The 21792-nt window shown below is 74.4% G+C and carries 12 protein-coding genes and 3 pseudogenes; 6 read left to right on the plus strand and 9 right to left on the minus strand.

Translation table 11 applies throughout. From position 1 onward, the window contains the following. Positions 1–1530 precede the first annotated feature (1530 nt). Positions 1531–2352 (plus strand): annotated as a pseudogene (locus ABD946_RS41515) (FAD-dependent oxidoreductase); the annotation flags it as partial. Positions 2353–2692: 340 nt separating this feature from the next. Here ABD946_RS41515 and ABD946_RS41520 read toward each other — a convergent pair. Continuing rightward, positions 2693–3982 carry an ABC transporter substrate-binding protein gene (locus ABD946_RS41520; RefSeq protein WP_345290907.1) on the minus strand — a complete coding sequence of 430 codons (1290 nt, stop codon included), beginning with the start codon at positions 3980–3982 and terminating at the stop codon, positions 2693–2695. Positions 3983–4493: 511 nt separating this feature from the next. Between ABD946_RS41520 and ABD946_RS41525 the strand changes: the two genes are divergently transcribed. The 3 genes and pseudogenes from ABD946_RS41525 (at position 4494) to ABD946_RS41535 (ending at position 10567) form a co-directional block, all read left to right on the plus strand. Continuing rightward, the gene (locus ABD946_RS41525) at positions 4494–5822 is read left to right on the plus strand and encodes a nucleobase:cation symporter-2 family protein (RefSeq protein WP_345290919.1); all 1329 of its coding nucleotides are present in this window, start codon (positions 4494–4496) and stop codon (positions 5820–5822) included. A gap of 148 nt (positions 5823–5970) precedes the next feature. After that, the gene (locus ABD946_RS41530) at positions 5971–8973 is read left to right on the plus strand and encodes an ATP-binding protein (RefSeq protein WP_345290908.1); all 3003 of its coding nucleotides are present in this window, start codon (positions 5971–5973) and stop codon (positions 8971–8973) included. Positions 8974–9265: 292 nt separating this feature from the next. After that, positions 9266–10567, plus strand: a pseudogene (locus ABD946_RS41535) (trypsin-like serine protease). 67 nt (positions 10568–10634) lie between these two features. Here the strand turns inward: ABD946_RS41535 and ABD946_RS41540 are convergent. Further along, positions 10635–12161, minus strand: a complete 1527-nt coding sequence (locus ABD946_RS41540) for a S8 family peptidase (protein ID WP_345290909.1) — start codon at positions 12159–12161, stop codon at positions 10635–10637. A gap of 233 nt (positions 12162–12394) precedes the next feature. On the opposite strand from ABD946_RS41540, the gene ABD946_RS41545 reads away from it, so the two are divergent. Continuing rightward, positions 12395–12757 carry a YbaY family lipoprotein gene (locus ABD946_RS41545; RefSeq protein ID WP_345290910.1) on the plus strand — a complete coding sequence of 121 codons (363 nt, stop codon included), beginning with the start codon at positions 12395–12397 and terminating at the stop codon, positions 12755–12757. An 85-nt stretch (positions 12758–12842) separates the two neighbouring features. After that, complete coding sequence (locus tag ABD946_RS41550) at positions 12843–14372, plus strand: cryptochrome/photolyase family protein (RefSeq protein WP_345290911.1); 1530 nt, start codon at positions 12843–12845, stop codon at positions 14370–14372. 24 nt (positions 14373–14396) lie between these two features. Here the strand turns inward: ABD946_RS41550 and alc are convergent, their stop codons facing one another. The 7 genes and pseudogenes from alc to ABD946_RS43280 all read right to left on the minus strand — a co-directional run bounded on the left by alc (position 14397) and on the right by ABD946_RS43280 (position 21198). Beyond that, entirely contained in the window at positions 14397–15485 is a 1089-nt protein-coding gene (gene alc / locus ABD946_RS41555; RefSeq protein ID WP_345290912.1) for an allantoicase, read from the minus strand. 59 nt (positions 15486–15544) lie between these two features. Further along, positions 15545–16465: a LysR family transcriptional regulator gene (locus ABD946_RS41560; protein ID WP_345290913.1), complete on the minus strand. Its 921-nt coding sequence runs from the start codon at positions 16463–16465 to the stop codon at positions 15545–15547. Positions 16466–16511: 46 nt separating this feature from the next. Beyond that, positions 16512–16964 (minus strand): ATP-binding protein, encoded by a 453-nt coding sequence (locus ABD946_RS41565; protein WP_345290914.1) that lies wholly within the window; start codon positions 16962–16964, stop codon positions 16512–16514. Positions 16965–17048: 84 nt separating this feature from the next. After that, on the minus strand, positions 17049–17438 hold the full coding sequence (locus tag ABD946_RS41570; RefSeq protein ID WP_345290915.1) for an STAS domain-containing protein: 390 nt from the start codon (positions 17436–17438) through the stop codon (positions 17049–17051). 21 nt (positions 17439–17459) lie between these two features. Next, on the minus strand, positions 17460–18356 hold the full coding sequence (locus ABD946_RS41575; protein ID WP_345290916.1) for a SigB/SigF/SigG family RNA polymerase sigma factor: 897 nt from the start codon (positions 18354–18356) through the stop codon (positions 17460–17462). A 56-nt stretch (positions 18357–18412) separates the two neighbouring features. Continuing rightward, positions 18413–19645 carry a PP2C family protein-serine/threonine phosphatase gene (locus ABD946_RS41580; RefSeq protein WP_345290917.1) on the minus strand — a complete coding sequence of 411 codons (1233 nt, stop codon included), beginning with the start codon at positions 19643–19645 and terminating at the stop codon, positions 18413–18415. Continuing rightward, positions 19642–21198, minus strand: a pseudogene (locus ABD946_RS43280) (ATP-binding protein). Before ABD946_RS43280 ends, ABD946_RS41580 begins: the two are co-directional and overlap by 4 nt. Positions 21199–21792 lie beyond the last annotated feature (594 nt).

Below are 21792 nucleotides of genomic sequence, written 5' to 3' on the forward strand. Positions count from 1 at the left end.
GTCGGCGTGGGCGCTTGCTTGTCGGCCGCGGACACGGCCGTGCGGTGAAGCCCTGCCCACGGTGTAATCCGCCGTCCCCCGCCGCGTGCGTCCGGCTGACGGAGCAGTCATGCGGTGTGCATGACGGCGGTGGGGGTATGCCGTGGCTATGCTGTGTCGGCTGACGGGACACTCCCGCTCGACCCCGGACAAGGAGCTATCCTATGAACCGGCCAGAAATATCCCACCGCACAGCTCTCCACCGCCGTTAACTCACACGTGCCGGAGAGGGCGGCCGTATGCCTGGTTCGGCGCCGCCGGGCTGGGCCAATGTTCGTCCAGAGTGGGGGGGCCGCGGCGTGCGCAGCGCGGATCGACTGATTCCACGAACCCGACACGACGTCCGGCTGGGGTCGGTTGCGGGTCATGAGACCGGTGCTTGTCGGGGCATGGTTACAGCTAGCCCCTGCCGCGACCTGCTCGATTCAAATTGTGGGCCATACTATCCTTGTAGCGCGAGCTGGTCATACCTGGCCGATCGCGCACCCCCAGCCTGGCGGAGGACTTCGACGGCGTCCGGTCTGGCGCGGGACTCCCGCGAGCACCTCTACGAGGCCAGGCCGTACCACGGCCGCGCATGCTCGTCGGAGTCACTCGTCTGGTCGGCGGTCCCCCAAGCCCGCCCTGGCTCCGTTCGTGCAGACCCGCAGCCGTGTGCCCGATCCTACAGCCGCACTCTGACGCGGCCGCGCGTCCGGCGGCGCCGCGCCTTACACCGGGATGATTCTGGCGGTGTCGTTGCAGTGGGCAGGAGAGGGGTTTCAGGCGGCCCTGGCCGTGGGTGACCCAGGCCCCTTCGGAAGGGACCGGGCCCGGAATCCCAACCGTGTTGGCCCGCCCGTCCTCGAAGGAGTCCCGGTGTGATCAGCGATACGACACCCCGTCACGATCCTCGTCGCCTGTGAAGCTGACTGAGTGTCGGGCCTAGCGAGGAGGATAAGCTGTCTTGTGGGCCGGAGCGGGAGGGAAGGGGGCGGGTACGGGGGCGGGTGGTCCGCACTGTGTAGAGACGAGGGACGTAGCCGGGGGGTATCCCCGCCCCCATCTATACGAGTGCGGAACTCCCTCCTCGTGCCTCGCCGAGCGGCCCAGGGCCGGGCTGCTGGACGAGGGATCCGATTGAGTGGACTAAGGGTAGGAACGGCCGTGAATAGAGCTAATAAGTGAACGGTGGGGATTCCGGGGGCACGACGAGGATTGGCAACATGTGATGGTGTGAGGGTTACTTGTGAGTAGACTGACCGGATAACGAGGGGTAAGATGCCAGTCCGGGCCCAAAGAGGAGGGTCAGAGGGGAGTGTGTGGGGGCCGGGGAGCATGGAGTTGGCAAGTGGACGGTAAGTGTGCCTTGCGTGGAAGCGGCGAAGGGGGAGAGGAAGGGGGTGTGGGATGGCGTGGTGTCGGGCTGAGAGCGGCGGTGTCGCCTGGGCAGGTGGGATGAGACGCGAAGCCTGTACAAGGGCGGACCGTGAGCAAGTTGCCAAGGTGCGTACGTGGAGCCGACGAGAGGTGGAGCGCGGCGAGCTGCGCCGGATCCTGCTGGAGTCGCTCCCGCCCGGCACCGTCCGCTGGGGCCGCAAGGTCGCCACCACCCGCGCGCTGGGCGGCGGCCGCCACGAGGTGGCCTTCGCCGACGGCGCGAGCGTCACCACCGGTCTGCTGGTCGGCGCGGACGGCGCCTGGTCGCGGGTGCGGCCACTGCTCTCGGACGCGGTGCCGCAGTACTCCGGGACCTCCTCGGTGGAGACCCACCTGTACGAGGCGGACACCCGGTGCCCGGCCGGAGCGGCGGCGGTCGGCGGCGGGTCGATGATCGTGCCCGGCGAGGGGCAGGAGCTGTTCGCCCACCGGGCGGGGGGCGGCACGCTGCACGTCTACGCGCTGCTGACCCGCCCTCAGGAGTGGTTCGAGGCGGTCGACTTCGCCGAGCCGGCCGCCGCCCGGCGGCGGATCGCGGCCGAGTACGCGGACTGGGCCCCCGCCCTGGCCGCGCTGGTGGCGGAGGGCGACAGCGCGCCCGTGCTGCGCCCGCACTTCGGCCTGCCGGGCGACCACCGGTGGGAGCGCGTCCCCGGGGTGACGCTGCTCGGCGACGCCGCCCACCTCCAGCCGCCGAACGGCGAGGGCGCCAACCTCGCCCTGCTGGACGGCGCCGAGCTCGGCCTCGCGATCGCCGCCCACCCGGGCGAGCCGGAGGCCGCGCTGGCCGCCTACGAGCAGGAGATGTTCGTCCGCAGCGCCGAGGTCGCCGCCGCAGAGCACGTCGGCGCGGACGACCTCGAGGGCTTCGCGGCGGCGCTCGGAGCGGCGTAGCGTGCGGCAGCGACGGACGGCAGGCGACGTGCGCCAGCGACTGGCAACAGCCGAGAAGGGGCACGCGCCAGCGACTGGCGGCAGGCGGCGGATGACGGCCGGCGGACAGTGCAGCTGCCTGCGGCAACTGCCTGTCGCCCTGCCGCGCCTGGCGCACCGTCAGCCAGCTGCGAGGGGTGGGCCGCTCGGCGGTTCGGGGTCCGGAACACGCCTGAAGCACCTCCGCGGCGACCAGCCTGCGGCGGCCTTCGCCCGTGAGCGGGGCCCTTCGGCCTGCGGTGTCCAGCTCTCGAACGCTCCCGATGTCCCCGCGCAGCGTCCTCACCTGCCCGAGCCGCCGTCAACCGCCCGCCAGCGGGAGGCCCTGGCTCCGCATGGACTCGACCGTCGCGTCCTGGACCGTGCGCAGCGCTCCGCTCAGCGGCGTCCGGTTCTTGAGTGCCTTGGGCAGCTCCGCGGTGAGCGACTTGGAGGTGGCGGCCATCGCCGGGCCCCAGCGCCAGCGGGAGCTGCCCGAGGCGCCGAGTTGGCGGAAGACGTCGCCGATGACCTGGCCGCCGAAGTAGGGGCTGGGGGCGTTGAGGGCGGGGAGGGTGTCGGTGGCGACGGCCGCCGGGTAGATGCGGGCCTTCTCGACCAGGATGTCCAGGGCCTTGCGGTCGGTGCCGAGCCAGGCCGCGAAGTCGGCGGCGGCCCCCGGCTGGGCGCAGCCCCGGGCCACGGCGGTGGCGGAGCCGCCGTCGAAGACGGCCGGGTCGTTGCCCTTGCCCCAGCCGGGGAGCGGGGCGACCGCCCAGGCGCCGGAGGCGCCGGGGGCGTTCTCCTCCAGCAGGGCGGCGTACCAGACGGGGGCGGGGAAGGCCGCGACGGTGCCGTCGCCCAGGCTCTTGTAGAGCTCGGCGGAGAATCCCTGACGGACCGCCACCAGCCCCTTGTCCACCAGCCCTTGCCAGTACTGGGCGGTGGCGGCGGTGGCCTGGCCGGCGATGTCCACCTGCCACTTGCCGCCCTGGGTGGCGAACCACTGGGCCCCGGCCTGGGCGGCGAGGGCGGTGAACCACCAGGGGTCGTCGGGGGTGAAGGCGGTGAGCGTGGTGCGCGGGGCCACCCGGTGCAGCCGGTCGGCGTCGCGGGCGAACTCCTCCCAGGTGGACTGCGGGCGCATGCCGTACCGCTGGTAGACGTCGCGCCGGTAGAAGAGCGCCATCGGGCCGACGTCGACGGGCATCCCGTAGGCGTCGCCGTCCACCGTCACCTGGGACCAGGCGGATTCGGGGAACAGCACCCGGGCGGCGGCGGTGTCGACGGGGGTGACGGCCTTCGCCGCGACGAAGGCCGGGAGGGACTCGTAGCCGACCTGGACCAGGCAGGGGCCCTTCCCGTCGGCTATCGCCTGCAGCATCGCGTCGTAGCCGCCCTTGCTGCCGGGGTCGGTCGGCCGGAACTCGATCCGGGTCTTCGGGTGCTCGGCGGTGTAGGCGGCGGCCGCCTCGGCGTAGCCGGGGGCCCATCCCCAGAAGGTGACGGTGGTGCCGGTGTCGGCGGCAGGACTGGAGCAGGAGGCGGTCGCCGCGGCCATCATGAGGGCGGCGAGGGCGCCGAGACAGCGTCGTCTCGGGGAGCTGGTCACGGGTGGTCCTTGCATCGGTGTCGCACGGGACGGCGTGGGGGTGACCAGCAGTATGCCGCCAGAAATCGGCTGTACGTCAATGACTTTGATCGAATCGAGGCCGTACCGCCACCACCGCATGCCCGGACGCCGCACGCCTTGTCAGCACACGGTCAGATTCCTCGGCCCTTGGCGGAACGCACAGAGCTCACACCCGGGGCGGGCAATCGAGCCGGAGCTATTGACCAGGGCGCGCAGGGTTTCTACATTCTGTTGCACCTCGAAGCGCGGAATCCTGATTCCGCATCGTGGATCCACCCATGGGCCGGTCCTGTTCGCCGCAGGAACCGGCTGGCGAGCGGCTTCCCTCCCGCCCGCCGGGGTCGTCCCAACGTCGCCGCGTCCCCCAGCGGTCGGCGTTCCCGGACCCGAAGAATCCTTGGACGTGGAGGAACCACACGTGAGACCTCGGACCGCCGCCGAGCCCGGCCCGGCACCGCACCCCGTCGACGAGCTGCTGCCGCCCGGCCGGATGGCGACCGTCGCCCTCCAGCACGTGGCCAGCATGTACGCGGGGGTCGCCGCACCGCCGCTGATCATCGGCGCGGCGGCCGGCCTGACCCCCGCTCAGCTGACCACCCTGCTGGCCGCCAGTCTGTTCATCGCCGGCGTCGCCACCCTGCTGCAGACCCTGGGCCCCTGGGGCATCGGCTCCCGACTGCCGTTCGTCAACGGCGTCTCGTTCGCCACCGTGTCGCCGATCCTGGCGGTGATCGAGGCCGAGAAGGGCGCGGCGCTGCCGCTCATCTTCGGCTCGACCCTGGTCGCCGGCCTGTTCTGCTTCCTGCTCGCACCGCTGTTCTGCCGGCTCGTCAGGTTCTTCCCGCCGGTGGTCAGCGGCACCGTGATCACCCTGATCGGCATCTCCCTGCTCCCCGTCGCGGGGAACTGGGCGCAGGGCGGCAACTCCCTCGCCCCCGGCTACGGTTCGCTCGGCAACCTCGGCCTGGCCGGGGTGACCCTGCTCGCCGTCCTGCTCTTCAACCGCTTCCTGCGCGGCTTCCTGCAACGGATCTCGATCCTGCTCGGGATGCTGGTCGGCACCCTGGTGGCGATCCCGTTCGGCAAGGTCGACGCCGGTGCGCTCGGCGAGCTGCCGCTCTTCGAACTGCCGCACCCCTTCGCCTTCGGCGCCCCGCAGTTCCAACTCGCGGCGATCGTCTCCATGCTGGTGGTGATGGTGGTCTCGATGACCGAGTCCACCGCCGACATGATCGCCCTCGGCGAGGTGGTGGAGCGCCCGGCGGACGACCGCACCATCGCCGGCGGCCTGCGGGCGGACGGGCTGGCGACCGCCTTCGGCGGTGTCTTCAACGGCTTCATCTGCTCGGCCTTCGCCCAGAACATCGGCCTGGTCGCCCTCACCCGGATCCGCAGCCGCTTCGTGGTCGCGCTGGCCGGCGTCTTCCTGGTGGTCATGGGCCTGCTGCCGGTGGTCGGCGGGCTGGTCTCGCTGGTGCCGCAGCCGGTGCTCGGCGGCGCGGGCGTGGTGCTCTTCGGCTCGGTGGCCGTGGCCGGCATCCGCACCCTCGGCAAGGCCGACCTGAGCCTGGGCTCCAACGCCGTCATCGTCGCGGTCAGCCTGGCCTTCGGCATCTTCCCGATCGCCTTCCCCGGCTTCTACCGGGCCTTCCCCGAGCAGCTCGCCACCGTCCTGCACTCCGGCATCTCGGTGGGCTGCCTGCTGGCGGTCGTCCTGAACCTGCTCTTCAACCACCTCGGACGCGGCCGCGAGATCCCGCCCGCGTACGTCCCCGAGCAGCAGGTCGAGGCCCTCGGCCGGGTCGCCGACCCGGCCTGACGCCCCGTCCGCCCGACACCGCCGGTCCTGCCCGCGCCGCCCGTTCCCTTGCCGAGGAGCGGGCGGCTCAGGACACTTGACCCCGTTTCACCCGGCCCGGGTGGAACGGACGCCGTCGGCGCGTCCGGCGGACCGGATCGGGGTGTCCATGGGTTCCAGGATCGTGGCCGGCCCCGGCACGCCCCCTCTGGTCGGCCGGGCCGAGGAGCTGGACGCGCTGCTGACCGCCGCGCTCTCGCCTCCCGCCGTGCTGGTCCTGGAGGGTGAGGCCGGGGTCGGGAAGACCAGGCTGGTCACGGAGCTGCTGGCCGCGCCGAGGCTGGCCGGGCACCGGATGCTCACCGGCCGCTGCCGGGCCTCGCGGGAGCCGTTCCCGTACGGCGTGGTGCTGGAGGCGCTCCTCGGGGCGGCCGCCCGGCTTCCCGCCACCGCACGGCACAGTCCGCTGCTCGGGGTCCTGGGCGGTCACCTGCCCGAGCTGGCGGCGCACCTTCCCGCACCCCCCGCTCCGCTCGGCGACCCGCGCGCACAGACGCACCGGTTCTTCCGCGCGGTGCGCGAACTCCTGGACCTGCTGGGCCCGCTGGTGCTCGTGGTGGAGGACCTCCAGTGGGCCGACGACCACTCCCGGCGGCTGCTGCGCTTCCTGCTGGACGACCTGCCGGCGCGCACCGTCCTGCTGCTGACGCACCGTCCGGAGGACTCCCCCGGCGGACTGCCGCTGGGCCGGGCGTTCCGGCCCGGGCCGGGCGGCACCAGCCTGCGCGTCCGGCTCGGCCCGCTGGAGGTGGCCGAGGTGGGGCGCCTCGCGGCCGGCCTGCTGGGCCTGCCGGAGGTGCCCGCCGCCCTCGCGGCCCGGCTGCACGACCGGACGGCGGGGCTGCCGCAGGTCGTGGTGGCGGTGCTCGGGGCCCCGGCGGGACACCACCGGAGCACCCCGGGCCGGGGCGGAGTGGTCCAGGGCGGTACGGGCCAGGGCGGTACGGGCCAGGGCGGCGTGCCGCCGAGCGACGAGCTCACGGCCCGGAGGCTGCTGGAGACCACCCCGCTGCCGCCGGTGCTGCTGGAGTCGACGGCGGAGCGGCTGGCGGGGCTTCCGCTCGCCGCCCGCCGGGTCACCGAGGCGGCCGCCGTCCTGGCGGAGCCCGCCCCCGCGCACCTGCTGTCCGCCGTGGCCGGCCTGGCGCCCGCGCAGGGCCGCCGGGCCCTGAGCACCGCCCTGGAGCGGGCCGCGCTGGTCGAGGTCGCGGACTGCCGCTACGCCTGCCGCCACGAGCTGGCCCGGCAGGCGGTCTACGCGACGGTCCCCGGCCCCCGCCGCCAGGAGCTGCACCGCCGGGCGGTGGCCGCCCTGCTCGGGGAGCGGCCCGAGCCGTGGGCCAGGCTCGCCGAGCAGAGCCGGCTGGCCGGTGACCACGCCGGCTACCTGCGGTACGGCGAGGCGGCCGCCGACCGGGCGATCGGGACCGGCGATCCGACGACCGCGATCCGCCTGCTCCAGGCCCTCCTCCGTTCCCCGGAGGCCGGCACGGGCGAAGGCGGCGGCGCCCGTCCGGGCCCGGACCGGCTCGGCGCCGAGGACGTGGACCGCCTGGCGGCGAAGCTCGGCGCCGTCGCCTTCACCGGCGTCGCCCAGCGCGAGGTGCTGCCGCTGCTGACCGGACTGCTCGCCGGGGACCGGCTCTCCGCTCCCCGCGCCGCCGAACTCCGGCTCAGCCTGGGCCTGCTGCTGATCCGTCAGGCCGACGGCCTGGAGGCCGCCCGAGTGGAGATCGAGCTCGCGCTGACGGGTCTGGCGCACCGTCCGGACCTCGTCGGGCTCGGCATGGCGGTGCTCGCGCAGCCGTACCTCGGCGCGTCCCCGCTGGACGCGCACCTGCCGTGGCTGCACCGGGTGGACGCGCTGATCGGGGCCACCGACGACCCCCGGCTGCGGCTCACTCTGGCGGCCAACAACATCGCCTCCCGCCTCCACACCGGCGACCCGGGGGCCTGGGAGGTGGCCGACGGGCTGCCGGTCGAGGCGGGGACGCCCGAGGAGCTGCGCCAACTGGCCAGGCTCTACTGCAACGCCGCCGACGCCGGCGCCTGGACCGGCCACCACCGCCGGGCCCGCGGCCTGCTCCAGCGCGGTCTCCGGCTGGCGGCCGACGCCGGCGCCCCGTACGTGCTGAGCACCGCCCGGGCCACCGCCGTCCACCTCGACTGGCTCACCGGGCAGTGGGCCGGGCTGGAGCAGCGGGCCGACGAACTGCTCGCCGAGTACCGGGAGTTGCTGCCCGTGGCGAGCGAACTGGAGCTGGTCCTCGGACTGCTCGCGGCGTCCCGGGGCGCCTGGGACCGAGCCGCCGCCCACTTCGCCGCGACCGGCGTGCACCAGCCGGACAACGCCGTCACCCCGGTGGCGATCGCCGCGCACGCCGGTCTGGTCGGCCTGCTGCTCGCCCAGGACGCCGACCGGGCCGCCGCCGAGGAGGCCGGCCGCGGCCTGCGGCTGCTGCGGGCCAAGGGCGTCTGGGCCTGGGCCGGCGAGCTCGTCCCGGCCGCGGCCGAGGCGTTCTGCCGGACCGGCCGGGCCGCCTCCGCGCTCCGGCTGATCGCCGAACTCGACCGCGAGAGCGCCGCGTTGGCCGCCCCGACGTCCCGGGCGGCGCTGGCCAGGGCCCGGGGCGTGGTCGCCGCCCACGACGGCGATCCGGCCACCGCCGCGAGCTGGTTCGACCGGGCCGGGGCGCTGTACGAGCGGCTGCCCGCGCCCTATCCGGCGGCCCTCGCGGCCGAGCGCGCCGCCCGCTGCCGCCTCGATCTGGGCGATCCGGGCGCACCCGCCGTACTCGGGGAACTGGCCGACCGGTTCGTGGAGTTGGGAGCACCACGCGACGCGGCGCGGTGCCGGCACGCCTTCCGGGCCACCGGTTCCCCCGCACCGTCCCGGCGCGGGCGCCGGGGCTACGGCGACCGGCTGTCGCCACGGGAGCACGACGTCGCCCGGCTGCTCGTGGACGGCCACACCAACCGGGAGATCGCGGAGGCCCTCTTCCTCTCGGTCCGGACGGTCGAGCAGCACGTGGTGAACGTGCTGCGCAAGCTCAAGGTCGGCTCGCGCACGGAGGTGACCAGCGTCCCCGAGCCCGCTGCGGAGGCGGGCTGACGGCCCGTCGGCGCCGCATTCTTTCCGTAGCCGTACGGGGCGGTCCACCGATTGTTCCCGCCGGGGCCGCGCCCCGAGGGTTACCGGCAGCACATCACCCCGACAAGGAGCTGCCGTGAAACCCAACCGCCGCGTACTGGGCGTCCTGACCGCCGTGCTCGCCCTGCCGCTGTTCGCCCTCCCGACCGCCTCCACCGCCGCCGGGGCGGCCGGGGCGGCCGGGTCCCCGCCCCCGGCCGTCGCACCGCTCGGCGACACCCCGCTTCCGCACGCGGACGTCACGCCGCAGTCGGTGGGCGGCACGCCCGCCTCCGTCAAGGACTATCCGTTCGTCATCGCCGGTCTGCGGCAAGGGGGTTCGCGGCCCCAGGGCCAGACCTGCACCGGCTCGGTGGTGGCCCCCCGCAAGATCCTGATCGCCGCGCACTGCAAGGCCGCCGAGGGCCAGAAGTCCTTCCTCTACGGCCTGGACGACCTGAACGCCGGCGGCGGGACCAGGATCGGCGTGGTCAGCTACGACACCCACCCCAAGTACGTGAACTTCGACCAGGGGTACGACGTCGCGGTGGTCACCACCGACCAGGACGTCCCGGTGCCGGGCGGGAAGTACGCCACGGTGGCCACCTCCGCCGACACCGAGCTCCACAAGCCCGGCCGGACCGGGCTGGGCCTGGGCTAGGGCAAGAAGGACTTCAACGACGACTCCAAGGACGTCACCCTCACCAAGTTCAGCCTCCCGATCGTGGCCGGGTCCAACTGCAACGGCGTCGGCGCCGGCTTCCAGGACGCCACGATGATCTGCAGCGGCTACTCCGACGGGCACGTGTCGATCCTGCCCGGGGACAGCGGCGGCCCGCTGATCGTGGACGGCAAGGTGGTGGGCGTCGCCTCCTGGAGCCGCAGCGACTTCAAGTGGTACAGCGTCTACGGGCGGCTCAACAACGACATGGGCGACTGGGTCAAGGAGCAGATCGGCGGCACCCAGCCTCCGCAGACCTTCTCCCTCGGCCTCTCCCCCGCCGCCGTCAAGGTGGACCCGGGCAAGTCCGTGTCCACCACGGTGACGAGCACCGCCGGCCAGAACGGCAGCGAGACGGTCGAGCTGACCGCCTCCGGCCTGCCGCAGGGGGCGAAGGCCACCTTCCAGCCCTCCTCGATCAGCACCGGCACCAACGCCAAGCTCACCGTCGAGACGGCGTCGACCACCCCGCAGGGCGACTACCAGGTGACCGTCACCGGCACCGGCCCGAGCGGCACCGCCACCACCAAGCTCACCCTGACCGTCGGCGCGGGCACCCCCACCCCCGGTGACCTCAAGGTCTCCGTCAACCCGACCGGCGGCACCTCCTCGCCCGGCTTCTTCCTCAACGCGACGGTGACCGTCACCGGCGGCACCGGCACCGTGAGGCTCTCGGCCACCGGCCCCGGCCTGCCGATCCCGCCCTCGTTCAGCCCCGCCTCGGTGAACGGCTCCGGGACCTCCCAGATGCAGGTGGTCGCCCCGTTCCACGCCGGGACCTACCCGGTCACCGTGACGGCGAAGGACGCCGCCGGGAAGACCGCGACGGCGACGTACACCCTCACCGTCCGGTAGCGGCGGGATGACGGGGAGGGCCGCACCCGGCGGGGTGCGGCCCTCTTCGGCGCGTGCTGACGGCGGATCAGAAGGTGAGCGTGAAGCCCTCGACGGTGCCGGTGTCGAAGCGGTACACGTCCTGCACCCGCAGCGACCAGGTGCCGTTCGCCGTCTCGGCCGAGGCGTTCACCGTGTAGGTGGTGTGGAGGCCGGCCGCCGACCCGACGCCGCCGGCCTTCTGCAGGGAGAAGACCGCGCCGCTCGGTCCGACCAGGTCCACCACCAGATCGGCGGTGTAGGTGTGGCCGATGTCCACCTTCACCGCGAGCGCCGCCGGTGCCTTGCCGTCACAGCCCTGCTGGGTGACCGAACTGCTCACCGCCGCACCGGCGTCCGGGATCGCCACCGGCGTGGTGGTGGAGCGCGGGGCGCAGGCCGGGGGCGGGGTGTCGCCGCCGATGAACGAGACGTTGAGCAGCTTGTTCGGCGAGCCGGAGCCGGCGTTCTTCACCACGCCGTCGGTGGCCCCGGCCACCAGCGCGTCCCGGACGGCCTTCGGGGTGGCGGTGGGGTTGGCGGCCAGGTAGAGCGCGGCGGCGCCGGCCACGTGCGGGGAGGCCATCGAGGTGCCGCTCATGGTCGCGCTGCTGCCGCTGTTCAGCCCCAGCGAGACGACGTTGTTGCCCGGGGCGAAGATGTCCGTGCAGGAGCCGTAGTTGGAGAAGGACGCGCGGTTGTCCGACTCGTCGGAGGCGTTGACGGTGATCACCTCCGGCACCCGGGCCGGGCTGGTGCCGCAGGCGTCGGTGCTGCTGTTGCCCGCCGCCACGGCGTAGGTGATCCCGGCCGCCACCGAGCGCTTGAGCGCCTCGTCGCCGACGCCGACCTGGTCCATCGTCATGCTCATGTTGGCCACGGCCGGCTTGGCCGCGTTCACCGTCAGCCACTCGATCGCGTCCACCGCGGCGGAGTCCGGCCCGGTGTTGGAGCAGTCCCCGCCGAGGACCTTGAGCGCGACCAGCTTGACCTTCTTGGCCACCCCGTAGGTCTTGCTGCCGATGGTGCCCGCGACGTGGCTGCCGTGCCCGAAGCAGTCGGCGCCGCCGCTGCCGACGAAGTCCTTGCCGACCGAGGCCCGGCCCTCGTACTCGGGGTTGTCGGGCTTGATCCCGGTGTCCAGCACGTAGGCCGTGACGCCCTCCCCGGTGTTGGGGTAGGTGTAGGACTTGTCCCGGGGCAGCGCCTTCTGGTCGATCCGGTCCAGCCCCCAGGTCGGGTTCGCCTGGGTGCCGGCCGTCCGGGCGGTGCCGTCCTCGTAGACCGCCGCCACCGCCGGGTCGGCCGCCAGCCGGCGCGCCTGGCGGGCCGTCAGGCCCTTGGCCGAGAAGCCGTGCAGGGCCTGGCTGTACGTCGAGCGGACCGTGCCGCCGTACTGCCCGGCCAGGGCGGACGCCCCGGCGAGGGCGGCGCCGCCCTTGAGGACCACGACGTACTGGTCCCCGTAGTGCTGCCGGGCCGCCACCACGGTGCCCTCGGGCTGGGCGGCGCCGGCCGGGGCGGCGAGGGCGAGGAGGACCGGTATCGCCGCTGCCGCGACGAGGAGTCTGCGCATGCTCTGGCTCCACTTGCTCGTGCAGGGGACCGCGGGGCGGGACCGCGCCGCGGGCGGTGGCCACCGCCACCGCTGCCTCACTGTTGGGGGTGCTCTCCGGGCGAACAAGCGAGGTGGGGCCCCGTAGGGCTACCTAGGAAATCCGGATGCGGCGGCGGGGAGCGGCCGACGGCGCCGTCCGGACCGCCGAGGAGTGACGGGCCGTCACCGGAGCGGGCCGGTAGCGTCGGGGCATGATGCGGATCACGGTGGACCTTGAGTTCGGGCCGGACGGATGGCCGGACCTGGCCGGCGGCGGGGTGCTGGCGGTCCGGGTGCAGGACGTCTCGCTGATGGACGCCCCCGCCCGCACGGTCGCCTCCCGCTCGGTTCCCGTCCCCTCCGGCGGCACGGTGCCGACCGCCTTCGCCCTCGCGTTGCCGGAGCCCGAGGCCGTTGCGCGCTACGCCGCGAGCGCGGTGCTCAACCTCGGCTGGGCCCCGTCCGACGGCGAGTGGCTGCGCCCCGGCGACTGGCTCAGCACGACCCACCATCAGATCCGGCCCGGTGACCGCACCGTGACGGTCCGGCTGGAGCGCTACGCCCCCGGGGGCTGAGCCGGCCGAGCCGCTGCACGATCGCTGCGGGTGGGCGGCCACCACCGACGGACGCCACGGTGGTGCGGACGGAGGGAGCGTGGCGGTGGCAGCGAAGCGCGGAGGTGCTCGTCCGCACTGGGTCTTCGGGGACCAGCTGGGGCCGCACTTCCGGGAGCCCGGGGAGGGCGGTCCGGACGAGGGGGCGCCGGTCGTGATGGTCGAGGCCCGGTCGGTGCTGCGGCGGCGGAGGTTCCACCGGGCCAAGGCGCACCTGGTGCTGTCGGCGATGCGGCACGCGGCCGCGGAGCTCGGTGACCGGGTGCGGTACGTGCGGGCCGAGACCTACCGGGAGGGGCTCGCCGAGGCCGTCGGGGCGGGCACGGAGGTGACGGTGTGTCATCCGACCTCGCGGGCCGCGCTGGGGTTGGTGTCGGCGATGCCCTCGGTGACGGTACTGGCGCCGCGCGGGTTCCTGGTGCCGTTCGCCGACTTCCGGCGGTGGGCCGGGCCGCCGCGGTCGCGGCGGTTGGTGATGGAGGACTTCTACCACCGGGTGCGGCGGGCGGAGCACCTGCTGCTGGAGCCCGACGGCGGGCCGGCCGGCGGGCGGTGGAACCTCGACCACGACAACCGGGAGCCCCCGCCCAGGGGTGTCGCCGCGCTGCCCGTGCCGCCGCCGTTCGAGCCCCGGGAGGACGGGATCGACGAGGAGGTGCGGGCCGATCTGGACCGCTGGGAGCGGGCCGGCGAGGTGGCCTTCGTGGGGCGGGACGAGCCGCGCCGGTTCGCCGCGACCAGGGCCGAGGCGCGGGAGGCGCTGGCGCACTTCGTCGAGCACCGGCTGCCGGACTTCGGCCACTACGAGGACGCGATGCTGCACGCCGATCCGTGGATGGCGCACAGCGCGCTCTCCGTGCCGCTCAACCTCGGTCTGCTGGACCCGGGCGAGTGCGTGGCCGCCGCCGAGGCGGCGTACCGGTCCGGTGCGGTGCCGCTGAACAGCGCGGAGGGCTTCGTCCGGCAGGTGGCGGGCTGGCGCGAGTACATCTGGCAGCTGTACTGGCACCTCGGCCCGGAGTACCGGGAGGTCAACCGCCTGGGCCACCACGAGCCGCTGCCGGAGTGGTTCCGCGAGCTGGACGCCGACGCCGTCACCGCCCGCTGCCTGGCCGGGACGCTGGCCCTGGTGCGGGACCACGGGTGGGTGCACCACATCCCCCGGCTGATGGTGCTCGGCAACTGGGCGCTCCAGCACGGCTGGGACCCGGCCGAGTTGACCGACTGGTTCCACCGCTGCTTCGTGGACGGCTACGACTGGGTGATGGCCGCCAACGTGCTGGGGATGTCCCAGTACGCCGACGGCGGGCTGGTCACCACCAAGCCGTACGCGGCCGGGGGCGCCTACCTGCACCGGATGGGCGACCACTGCGGGCCGTGCGCCTACCGGCCGACCGAGCGCCTGGGGCCGCGGGCCTGTCCGTTCACCACCGGCTACTGGGCCTTCGTCCACCGCCACCGGGAGCTGCTGGCGGCCAACCACCGCACCTCGCGCGCGGTGGCGGGCCTGCGCCGGCTCGGCGGCCTGGAGGAGGTGCTGGCCGCCGAGCGCGAGCGCGGGCAGGCGCCGCCGTGAGGAGCGGGAGGGGGTGACGGCCGGTCAGACCAGGCTGCCGTGGAGGCGCAGGCGCGCGATGCCGCCGTCCGGGAAGACGTCCAGGCGGACGTGGGTGGCCGGGCGGGGTGCGTCGATCAGCAGGCGGTGGACTGCGTCGGGCTGCAGGCGGGTGGGCGGGAGGAGCTCGAACCATGCGTCCGGGTCGGCGGCCTCCTCGTCGCGGCCCCACAGGCCGGCCCACCCGGCGGCGTTGCCGACGTAGTAGCCGGTGTCGATCTCCACCGCCCGGATCGCGCCGCGCCCGGCCAGCCGCAGCCGGACCCAGTCGTGGCCGCCGTCGCGGCGCCGGCGGTTCTCCCAACCATCGCCCATCGCGCCGGACTTGCCGGGCAGCGCGATGCTCACCGGGGAGGAGAAGAAGCGGTCCGAGGCGTCCTCGACGGTGCCGCCGTTCTCGACCGCCGCCAGGTCGAAGGTGCCGAGCGCGGCCAGCCAGGCGTGGTCGGGCCGGGCCTCGCCGTGCACCCGCAGGCGGGCGATGCCGCCGTCCGGGTACTGACGCAGTCTCAGGTGGGTGAAGCGGCGGCCGCCCTCCACCGCGAAGCCGTTGGCGGCGTGGCCGCGCACCGGCGAGCGGGGCACCAGCGGGTGCCAGACGGTGTCGGCCGCCAGCAGCTCCTCCGGGCCCGGGGTGCCGGGGAGTTCGGTGCCCTCGACGGCGACGTGCAGGGGGTGGTTGCCCCGGAAGTGCGCGGTGTCGACCACCACGCCATGCACCACGCCCGGCACGCCGAGGCGGATCAGCGCCCAGTCGTGCTCGTCGGCTCCGGGGTGCGGGCGGCCGTCGGCACCCCGGCGGCGGCGGGTCTCCCAACCGTCCATGATCTGGCCCTTGTTGCCGAAGGTGTGCGGCCGGAACTCGGCGGGGTGGGGCAGCAGCAGGTTCTCCCGGTCGGCGAAGAGTTCGTCGTTCGCGGCGAGCACGGCGCCGCCGAGGCGGCGGTCGGCGAGGTCGACCAGCTCGGTGAACGGGAACTCGCCGGAGCGGTAGTCGGCGTACGGGTTGCCGCCGGCGTACGGCGGGGCGGAGGCGTCGGTCGGCGTGGCGGTTGCGGAAGGCTGTGTGGTCATGGATCCACCATCGGCCCTGACGACCTGTCAGGTCCATCGCAGAGTTCTGAGCGAACCGTTCAGCTGGACTGAAGGGTCCGGGCCACCCCGGCCAGCTCGGCCAGCACCCGGCGCAGCGGCGGCGTGGACTCGGTCCCGGCCCGGACCGCGGCCACCACCCGGCGGACGGGCAGGTCCTCGGGCAGCGGGCGGATCACCGCCGCACCGACCCGGCCGGCCGAGGCCAGCCGGGGCACCAGGGCCACCCCGAGCCCGGCCGTGACCAGGGCCAGGATGGCGGCCCAGTCCACGGCGGTGTGCGCCCGCCCGGGGACGAACCCGGCCCTGGCGCAGGCCTCCAGGGTGATCTCCCGCCAGGGGCCGTCGGCGCCGTAGATCCACCCCTCCTCCGCCAGGTCCGCCAGCCGCAGGCCGGGTGCGGCGGCCAGCGGATGGCCGGGCGGCAGAGCCACGTCCATCGGATCGGTGAGCAGCGCCGTCTCGACCAGGCCGGGCCCGCGGCCGACCGGCCCGACGGCGAGCGACAGCGCCAGGTCCACCTCACCGGTGGTGAGCAGCCGCAGTGCCTCCTCCGCCTCGGCCTCCTCGACCCGTACGGTCAGCCCGGGCACGGAGGTGCGCAGCCCCGCCACGGCCGGGACCACCAGCCCGGTGATCGCGGTGGCGAAGGCACCGACCCGCACCTCGCCCGCCTCGCCGTGCAGGTAGCCCGCGAGCTCCGCCTCGGCGCGCTCCAACTGGCCGAAGACCACGGCCGCGTGACGCAGCACCAGCCGGGCCGCCGGGGTGAGGCGGACGCGCCGTCCGTACGGCTCCAGCATCGGCGCCCCCACCTGGCGGGCCAGCGCCGAGACCTGCTGCGAGACCGCCGAGACCGACAGGTGCAGCCGCTCGGCGGCGGCCGTCACCGTCCCGCACTCGTCGACCGCCCGCAGCACCCGCAGCCGTCTGAGGTCCCATTCGCCCGTCGCTCCGCCCATCGGGCCAGCTTAGGGGGCCGTTTCCTCCGGCGGCCGGGCCCGTCGGTCAGGGGGTGGTCGGGCCCGTGGCGTCGATCTCGGCCCAGACGGTCTTGCCCTGCGGGTTGGGTGCGGCGCCCCAGCGGTCGGAGGCCTGCTGCACGATGTAGAGGCCGTGGCCGCCGGGCACGCCGGGGCGGTGCGGCTCGCGGAGCACGGGCAGCTGCGGGGAGGTGTCGCTCACCTCGATCCGCAGCCGGGCCTCGGCCACGTCGAGCACCACGTCGAGCGGGCCGTCCGCGTGCAGCATGGCGTTGGCCACCAGCTCGGCCACCAGCAGCACCACGTCCTCGGCGCCGGGCCAGGACCAGTCCGCCAGTGCGCCGAGGGTGAACTCGCGGGCGCGGGCGACGGGCTTGCGCTGCCCGGCCAGGGCCAGCCGCCGGCGCTGGCCGCCGGGCGGGAAGGCGGGGGCGGCTCCGGAGTGACGGACGGTCAGGGTCTCCCGGGGCGCGGTCATTCGGTCAACCCTTCCGATCGGTGGTCGTCACAGGGCCTGCTTCCCGCCCTGCCGCGTTTGATGCACGCGACCTCACCGCGGTGGTCACCGGGCCCCGTCGAGTGCGGCCTGAACGCTCGGGCTCAGCTCGAACACCGCTTCGGCGCCGGTCAGTTCGAGCAGTCGCCGGACGGGCGCGGAGGCCGCCGCCAGCCGCAGTCCGACCCCGGCCCCCTGGGCGGCGACCCGTGTCCTGAGCAGCAGGTTGAGCCCGGAGGAGTCGCAGAAGCCGACCTCGGCGAGGTCGACCACCACGACCTCCGGCCGGGCGTGCAACGCATCGTCGAGGACCTGCTCGGCGGGCGAGAGCGACTCCACGTCCAGGTCGCCCACGAGGCGGCAGACCACCGCGCGTTCGCCGACGGCGCTCAACTCGGCCGTCAGCCCTTCGTCGTGGACCGGCATCCGCGTCCCCTCCCCCAGTGGTGTCGTCATGACTCTACGCGCTCCGGGTGCTCAGGTGGATTCGAGGCCGCGGCGCAGCTTGGCGAGCGTACGGCTGAGCAGGCGGGAGACGTGCATCTGGGAGAGCCCGAGCCGCTCGCCGATCTGGGACTGCGTCAGTTCCTGGGTGAAGCGCATCGACAGGATGAGCCGCTCGCGCTCGGGCAGGGCGGCGATCAGCGGCTGGAGGGAGACCAGGTCGTCGACCAGGCCGAGGCGCGTGTCGCTGCCGCCCAGGCGGGCGGCCAGGGCGCCGCCGGCGTCCTCGTCGGGGCCGACGGGGAGGTCGAGGGAGTCGGCGCTGTGCGCGTTGGCGGCGCCCAGGCCCTCGATGACCTCCTCCTGGGTCAGCCCGAGGTGCTCGGCGAGCTCGGCGACGGTGGGGGCGCGGTCGAGGTGGTGGGCGAGGTGGTCCTGGGCCTTGGCCAGGGCGAGGCGCAGCTCCTGCAGGCGGCGGGGGACGTGGACGGCCCAGGTGGTGTCGCGGAAGTGGCGGCGGATCTCGCCCAGGATGGTGGGGATGGCGAAGGTGGTGAACTCCACCCCGCGGTCGGGGTCGAAGCGGTCGATCGCCTTGATCAGGCCGACCGCGCCGACCTGCAGCAGGTCCTCCGCACTCTCGCGGTGGGCGGTGAAGCGGCGCATCGCGAAGCGCACCAGCGAGAGGTTGAGCTCCACCAGCGAGGAGCGCACGTAGGAGTACTCGCGGGTGCCCTCCTCCAGTCCGGCCAGGCGGGCCAGCAGCACCCGGGTCAGGTCACGGGCGTCCGCCGGCGCCACCTCGCCCAGGTCCTCCACTCCGTCCAGCTCCGGGGCCACCTCCCGGTGGCCGCGCGGCGGTGCGATCCGTACGCGGTCCTGCGGGATGGTGAGCTCGGCTGTCACGAGCTGGTCCCCGATCGCGGGCATGTCGGTCCTTCCCTCGGCTGCCAGGTCATTCGCCCGGCTACCCCCGTGTTCGGAGCTCATGCACCAGCGGATGGTGAAGGTCTTGTGAAGGCGCCCGGGGGTGGCGCTTGGCGGTCCCACTGCAGGTGGAGCACGGCGAGGTCGTCGGTGTGCCGGCCGTCGTTCAGGGCCTGGGCCCGCTCGATCACCCGGTCGACGTGGACGGCGGGGTCACCCGGGACGCCGGAGCCGATCAGCGCGAGCAGGCCCTCGACCCCGAGCCGCTCGCCGGTGCCGCCGTTGTGCCCCTCGGTGAGGCCGTCGGTGTAGATGGTCAGGGCGCCGGCCGACGGGAGCGGGACGAGCGTGCTGGGCCAGTTCCGCAGCCCGGGCAGGATGCCGAGCGCGATGCCGTGGTCGGCGCGCACCTCGCGGGTGCCTGCGGGGGTGGTGAGCAGCGGCTCGTGGTGGCCGGCCAGGTACAGGGTGGCGGTGCCCCCGCCCTGGTCGAGGGTGAGCAGGGTGCAGGTGGCGAACTGCGAGTCGCCGCCGCGCTCGGCGACCAGCACCCGCTCCATCAGGTCCAGCAGTTCCTCGCCCCGGTGGCCGCCCAGCACCAGCGAGCGCCAGGCGATCCGCAGCAGCACGCCGAGCGCGGCGGCGTCCCGGCCGTGTCCGCTGACGTCACCGACCACGGCGTGCAGCAGACCGTCGTCGCCCACGACCACGTCCAGGAAGTCACCGCCGAGCAGCGCCATGGCGGTGCCCGGCAGGTAGCGGCTGGTCACCCGCACGGTGGAGGTGCCGAGGATCGGCGGCGGCAGCAGGCCGCGCTCCAGCCGGGCGTTCTCCTCCGCCCGCAGCCGGACGGTCCGGGCCTCCATCGCGGCCCGTTCGGTCCGGCTGCGGTAGACCGCGTAGCGCAGGGTGCGGCGCAGCAGTTCGGGGTCGACCTTGCCCTTGACCAGGTAGTCCTGGGCGCCGGCGGCCATCGCCTCGGTGCCGGCCCTGGCCTCGGCCAGGCCGGTGAGCACGATCACCGCGTGCTCGGGGGCGAGCTCGCGCACGGCGGTGGTGCCGGCCGCGTCGGGCAGGTGCAGGTCCAGCAGGACGCAGTCGATCCGACGGACCGTCAGGACCTGCTTGGCGTCGGCCAGCGTGGTGCTGACGGTGAGTTCGTGGGGCAGGCCGGTGTCCAGCAGCAGCTCCTCGACCAGGAGCGCGTCGGCCTCGTCGTCCTCGATCAGCAGGACCCGGTAGACCGGCTGCTCCTCGGCCGCTGCGGGGCGGGCGGTGGCGGCGGAGGTCACCGGGCCTCCTGACCGGCGGCCAGGGTGAAGGCGATCCGGGTGCCGTCGCGGTGCTCCGGGTCGACGGCGATGGTGCCGCCGTGGAACTCGACGATCTTGCGGCACATCGCCAGGCCGATGCCGCTGCCGCCGTAGGCGTCCTTGGTGTGCAGCCGCTGGAAGATCACGAACACCTGCTCGGCGAACTCGGGGGCGATGCCGATGCCGTCGTCGGTGACGGCGAACTGCCAGAGCCCGTCCTCCCCGGGCCGGGCCGAGACGTGGACCGTCGGACGCCCGCCGGGGCGGCGGAACTTCACCGCGTTGGCGATCAGGTTCTGCCAGAGCATCCCCATCTGGGTGGGGTCGGCCACCACGGTGGGCAGCGGGTCGTGGGTGATCCGGGCGCCGGCCTCCTCGACGGAGATGCTCAGGGCGTCCAGGGTCCGCTCCAGGGTCTGCTCCAGGTCGACCTCCTGGTGGCTCTGGTGCACCCGGCCGACCCGGGAGAACTCCAGCAGGTCGTTGATCAGCGCCTGCATCCGGTTGGCCCCGTCGACCGCGAAGCCGATGTACTGGTCGGCCTTGGCGTCGAGTTGGCCGCCGTACCGGCGCTGGAGCAGCTGGGTGAAGCTGGAGACCTTGCGCAGCGGCTCCTGGAGGTCGTGCGAGGCGACGTAGGCGAACTGCTCCAGCTCGGCGTTGGAGCGCTGCAGGTCGGCCGCCTGCTCGTCCAGGCGCTGCCGGGCCTCCTCCGCGAAGTCCAGCTCCCGCACCAGGCGCAGGCGCATCGAGTCGATCTCCGCGCCGAGCCGCCGCAGGTCGGCCGGGCCGGTGGCGGTGATGGCGTGCCCGAAGTCGCCGCCGGCGACCCGCCGGGCGTCCGCGCCGAGCCGCTCCAGAGGGCGGGTGACGCCCCGGCGCAACCCCTCGAAGGCCAGCACGGTGAGCACCAGCACGACCGCGCCGATCGCCGCGAACAGCCAGTTGCGCACCCGCATGGTGGACAGCAGGTCCGCGCGCGCCCGCGCCCGGTCGGCACTCAGGTGCTCCTGCTGGCGGCGCAGTCCGTCCCGGACGGCGTCGAAGGCGGCCTTGCCGGCGGCGGCCGACTCGGCTGCCCGGGGGTCGGCGCGCCGGGCGGGAGCGCGGCGACCGGGTCGGCCGTCTCCTGCTGCCACCGGGCGACCGCGTCCTGAAGGGCCGTCAGGTCGGCGAGCCCGGTGGCGTTGCCGCGCAGCAGCTCGGCCAGCCGCGCGGTGTGGGTCCGCTGGTCCGCCAGGCCCTGCTGGTAGGGCGTCAGGAACACGGGGTTCCCGGTGAGGCCGTAGCCGCGGATGCCGGTCTCCTGGTTGAGCAGGGCGGACTCCAGGCGGAACGAGGTCGACATCGCCGGGGACCGCACGTCCACCAGCTCGGTGCTGAGCACCTGGGTCCGGTCAAGCACCCAGGACCCGGAGACGCCCAGCACCGCCAGCACCGCCAGGGCGAGCGCGGCGCCCGCTCCGCAGCCACCGCCGGGTGGTCCAGGCGGCCGACGGCCGGGAGGACGGGGGCCTTCGGTCCTCGGACATGGTTTGAGCACCTCCAGTAGCGGCCATCCGGGGGAGGTGGCCCGCGCATACTGTAGGGCCATCATGACAACGCTTGTTGTCGCGGGTCGGGGAGGCGGCCTAGAGTGGCGCCATGCCTGGCAAGAACTTCCTGCTCCGGGCCACCACGGAGGAGACCGCGGCGATCGCGGAGGCCGCGGTGGACCGGCTGGCGCGCCGCCTCGCGCTCCAACTGCTGGCGGACTCCCCGGCGGCCGGGACCGCGGCGCCCGCGCTGGGCCTGCTGCACGTCCTGGAGCAGGTCCAACGGGCCGCCGAACGGCTGCAGGGCGGGGCCGCCGCCACCGCCGTCCGGGCTGGGGCCGGCTACCCGCAGCTCGGCTCGGCCTGCGGCCTCACCCGCCAGGGCGCCCGGCGGCGCTGGCCGGGCATCCACGACCGATCCGCCGAAGCACCCCACGGAGACCTTGATGATGACCAGTCCCGCCCGCGCCTTCGACGTCCTGCTGGTCGAGGACGACGCGGCCGACGCCCTGCTCATCGAGGAGGCGCTGGCCGAGCGCGGTGCCCGCAACCTGGTCCAGGTCACCGACGGGATCGCCGCGCTGGAGCACC

This window comes from Kitasatospora albolonga, from assembly GCF_039535905.1.
Lineage (GTDB): Bacteria > Actinomycetota > Actinomycetes > Streptomycetales > Streptomycetaceae > Kitasatospora > Kitasatospora albolonga.

Excerpts from the sequence above, each read along its gene's own strand:
- ABD946_RS41540 (WP_345290909.1), bottom strand. The coding sequence starts at position 12,161 with ATGCGCAGACTCCTCGTCGCGGCAGCGGCGATACCGGTCCTCCTCGCC.
- ABD946_RS41525 (WP_345290919.1), top strand. The coding sequence starts at position 4,494 with ATGGCGACCGTCGCCCTCCAGCACGTGGCCAGCATGTACGCGGGGGTC.
- ABD946_RS41570 (WP_345290915.1), bottom strand. The coding sequence starts at position 17,438 with ATGACGACACCACTGGGGGAGGGGACGCGGATGCCGGTCCACGACGAA.
- ABD946_RS41560 (WP_345290913.1), bottom strand. The coding sequence starts at position 16,465 with ATGGGCGGAGCGACGGGCGAATGGGACCTCAGACGGCTGCGGGTGCTG.
- alc (WP_345290912.1), bottom strand. The coding sequence starts at position 15,485 with ATGACCACACAGCCTTCCGCAACCGCCACGCCGACCGACGCCTCCGCC.
- ABD946_RS41565 (WP_345290914.1), bottom strand. The coding sequence starts at position 16,964 with ATGACCGCGCCCCGGGAGACCCTGACCGTCCGTCACTCCGGAGCCGCC.
- ABD946_RS41530 (WP_345290908.1), top strand. The coding sequence starts at position 5,971 with ATGGGTTCCAGGATCGTGGCCGGCCCCGGCACGCCCCCTCTGGTCGGC.
- ABD946_RS41575 (WP_345290916.1), bottom strand. The coding sequence starts at position 18,356 with ATGCCCGCGATCGGGGACCAGCTCGTGACAGCCGAGCTCACCATCCCG.
- ABD946_RS41545 (WP_345290910.1), top strand. The coding sequence starts at position 12,395 with ATGATGCGGATCACGGTGGACCTTGAGTTCGGGCCGGACGGATGGCCG.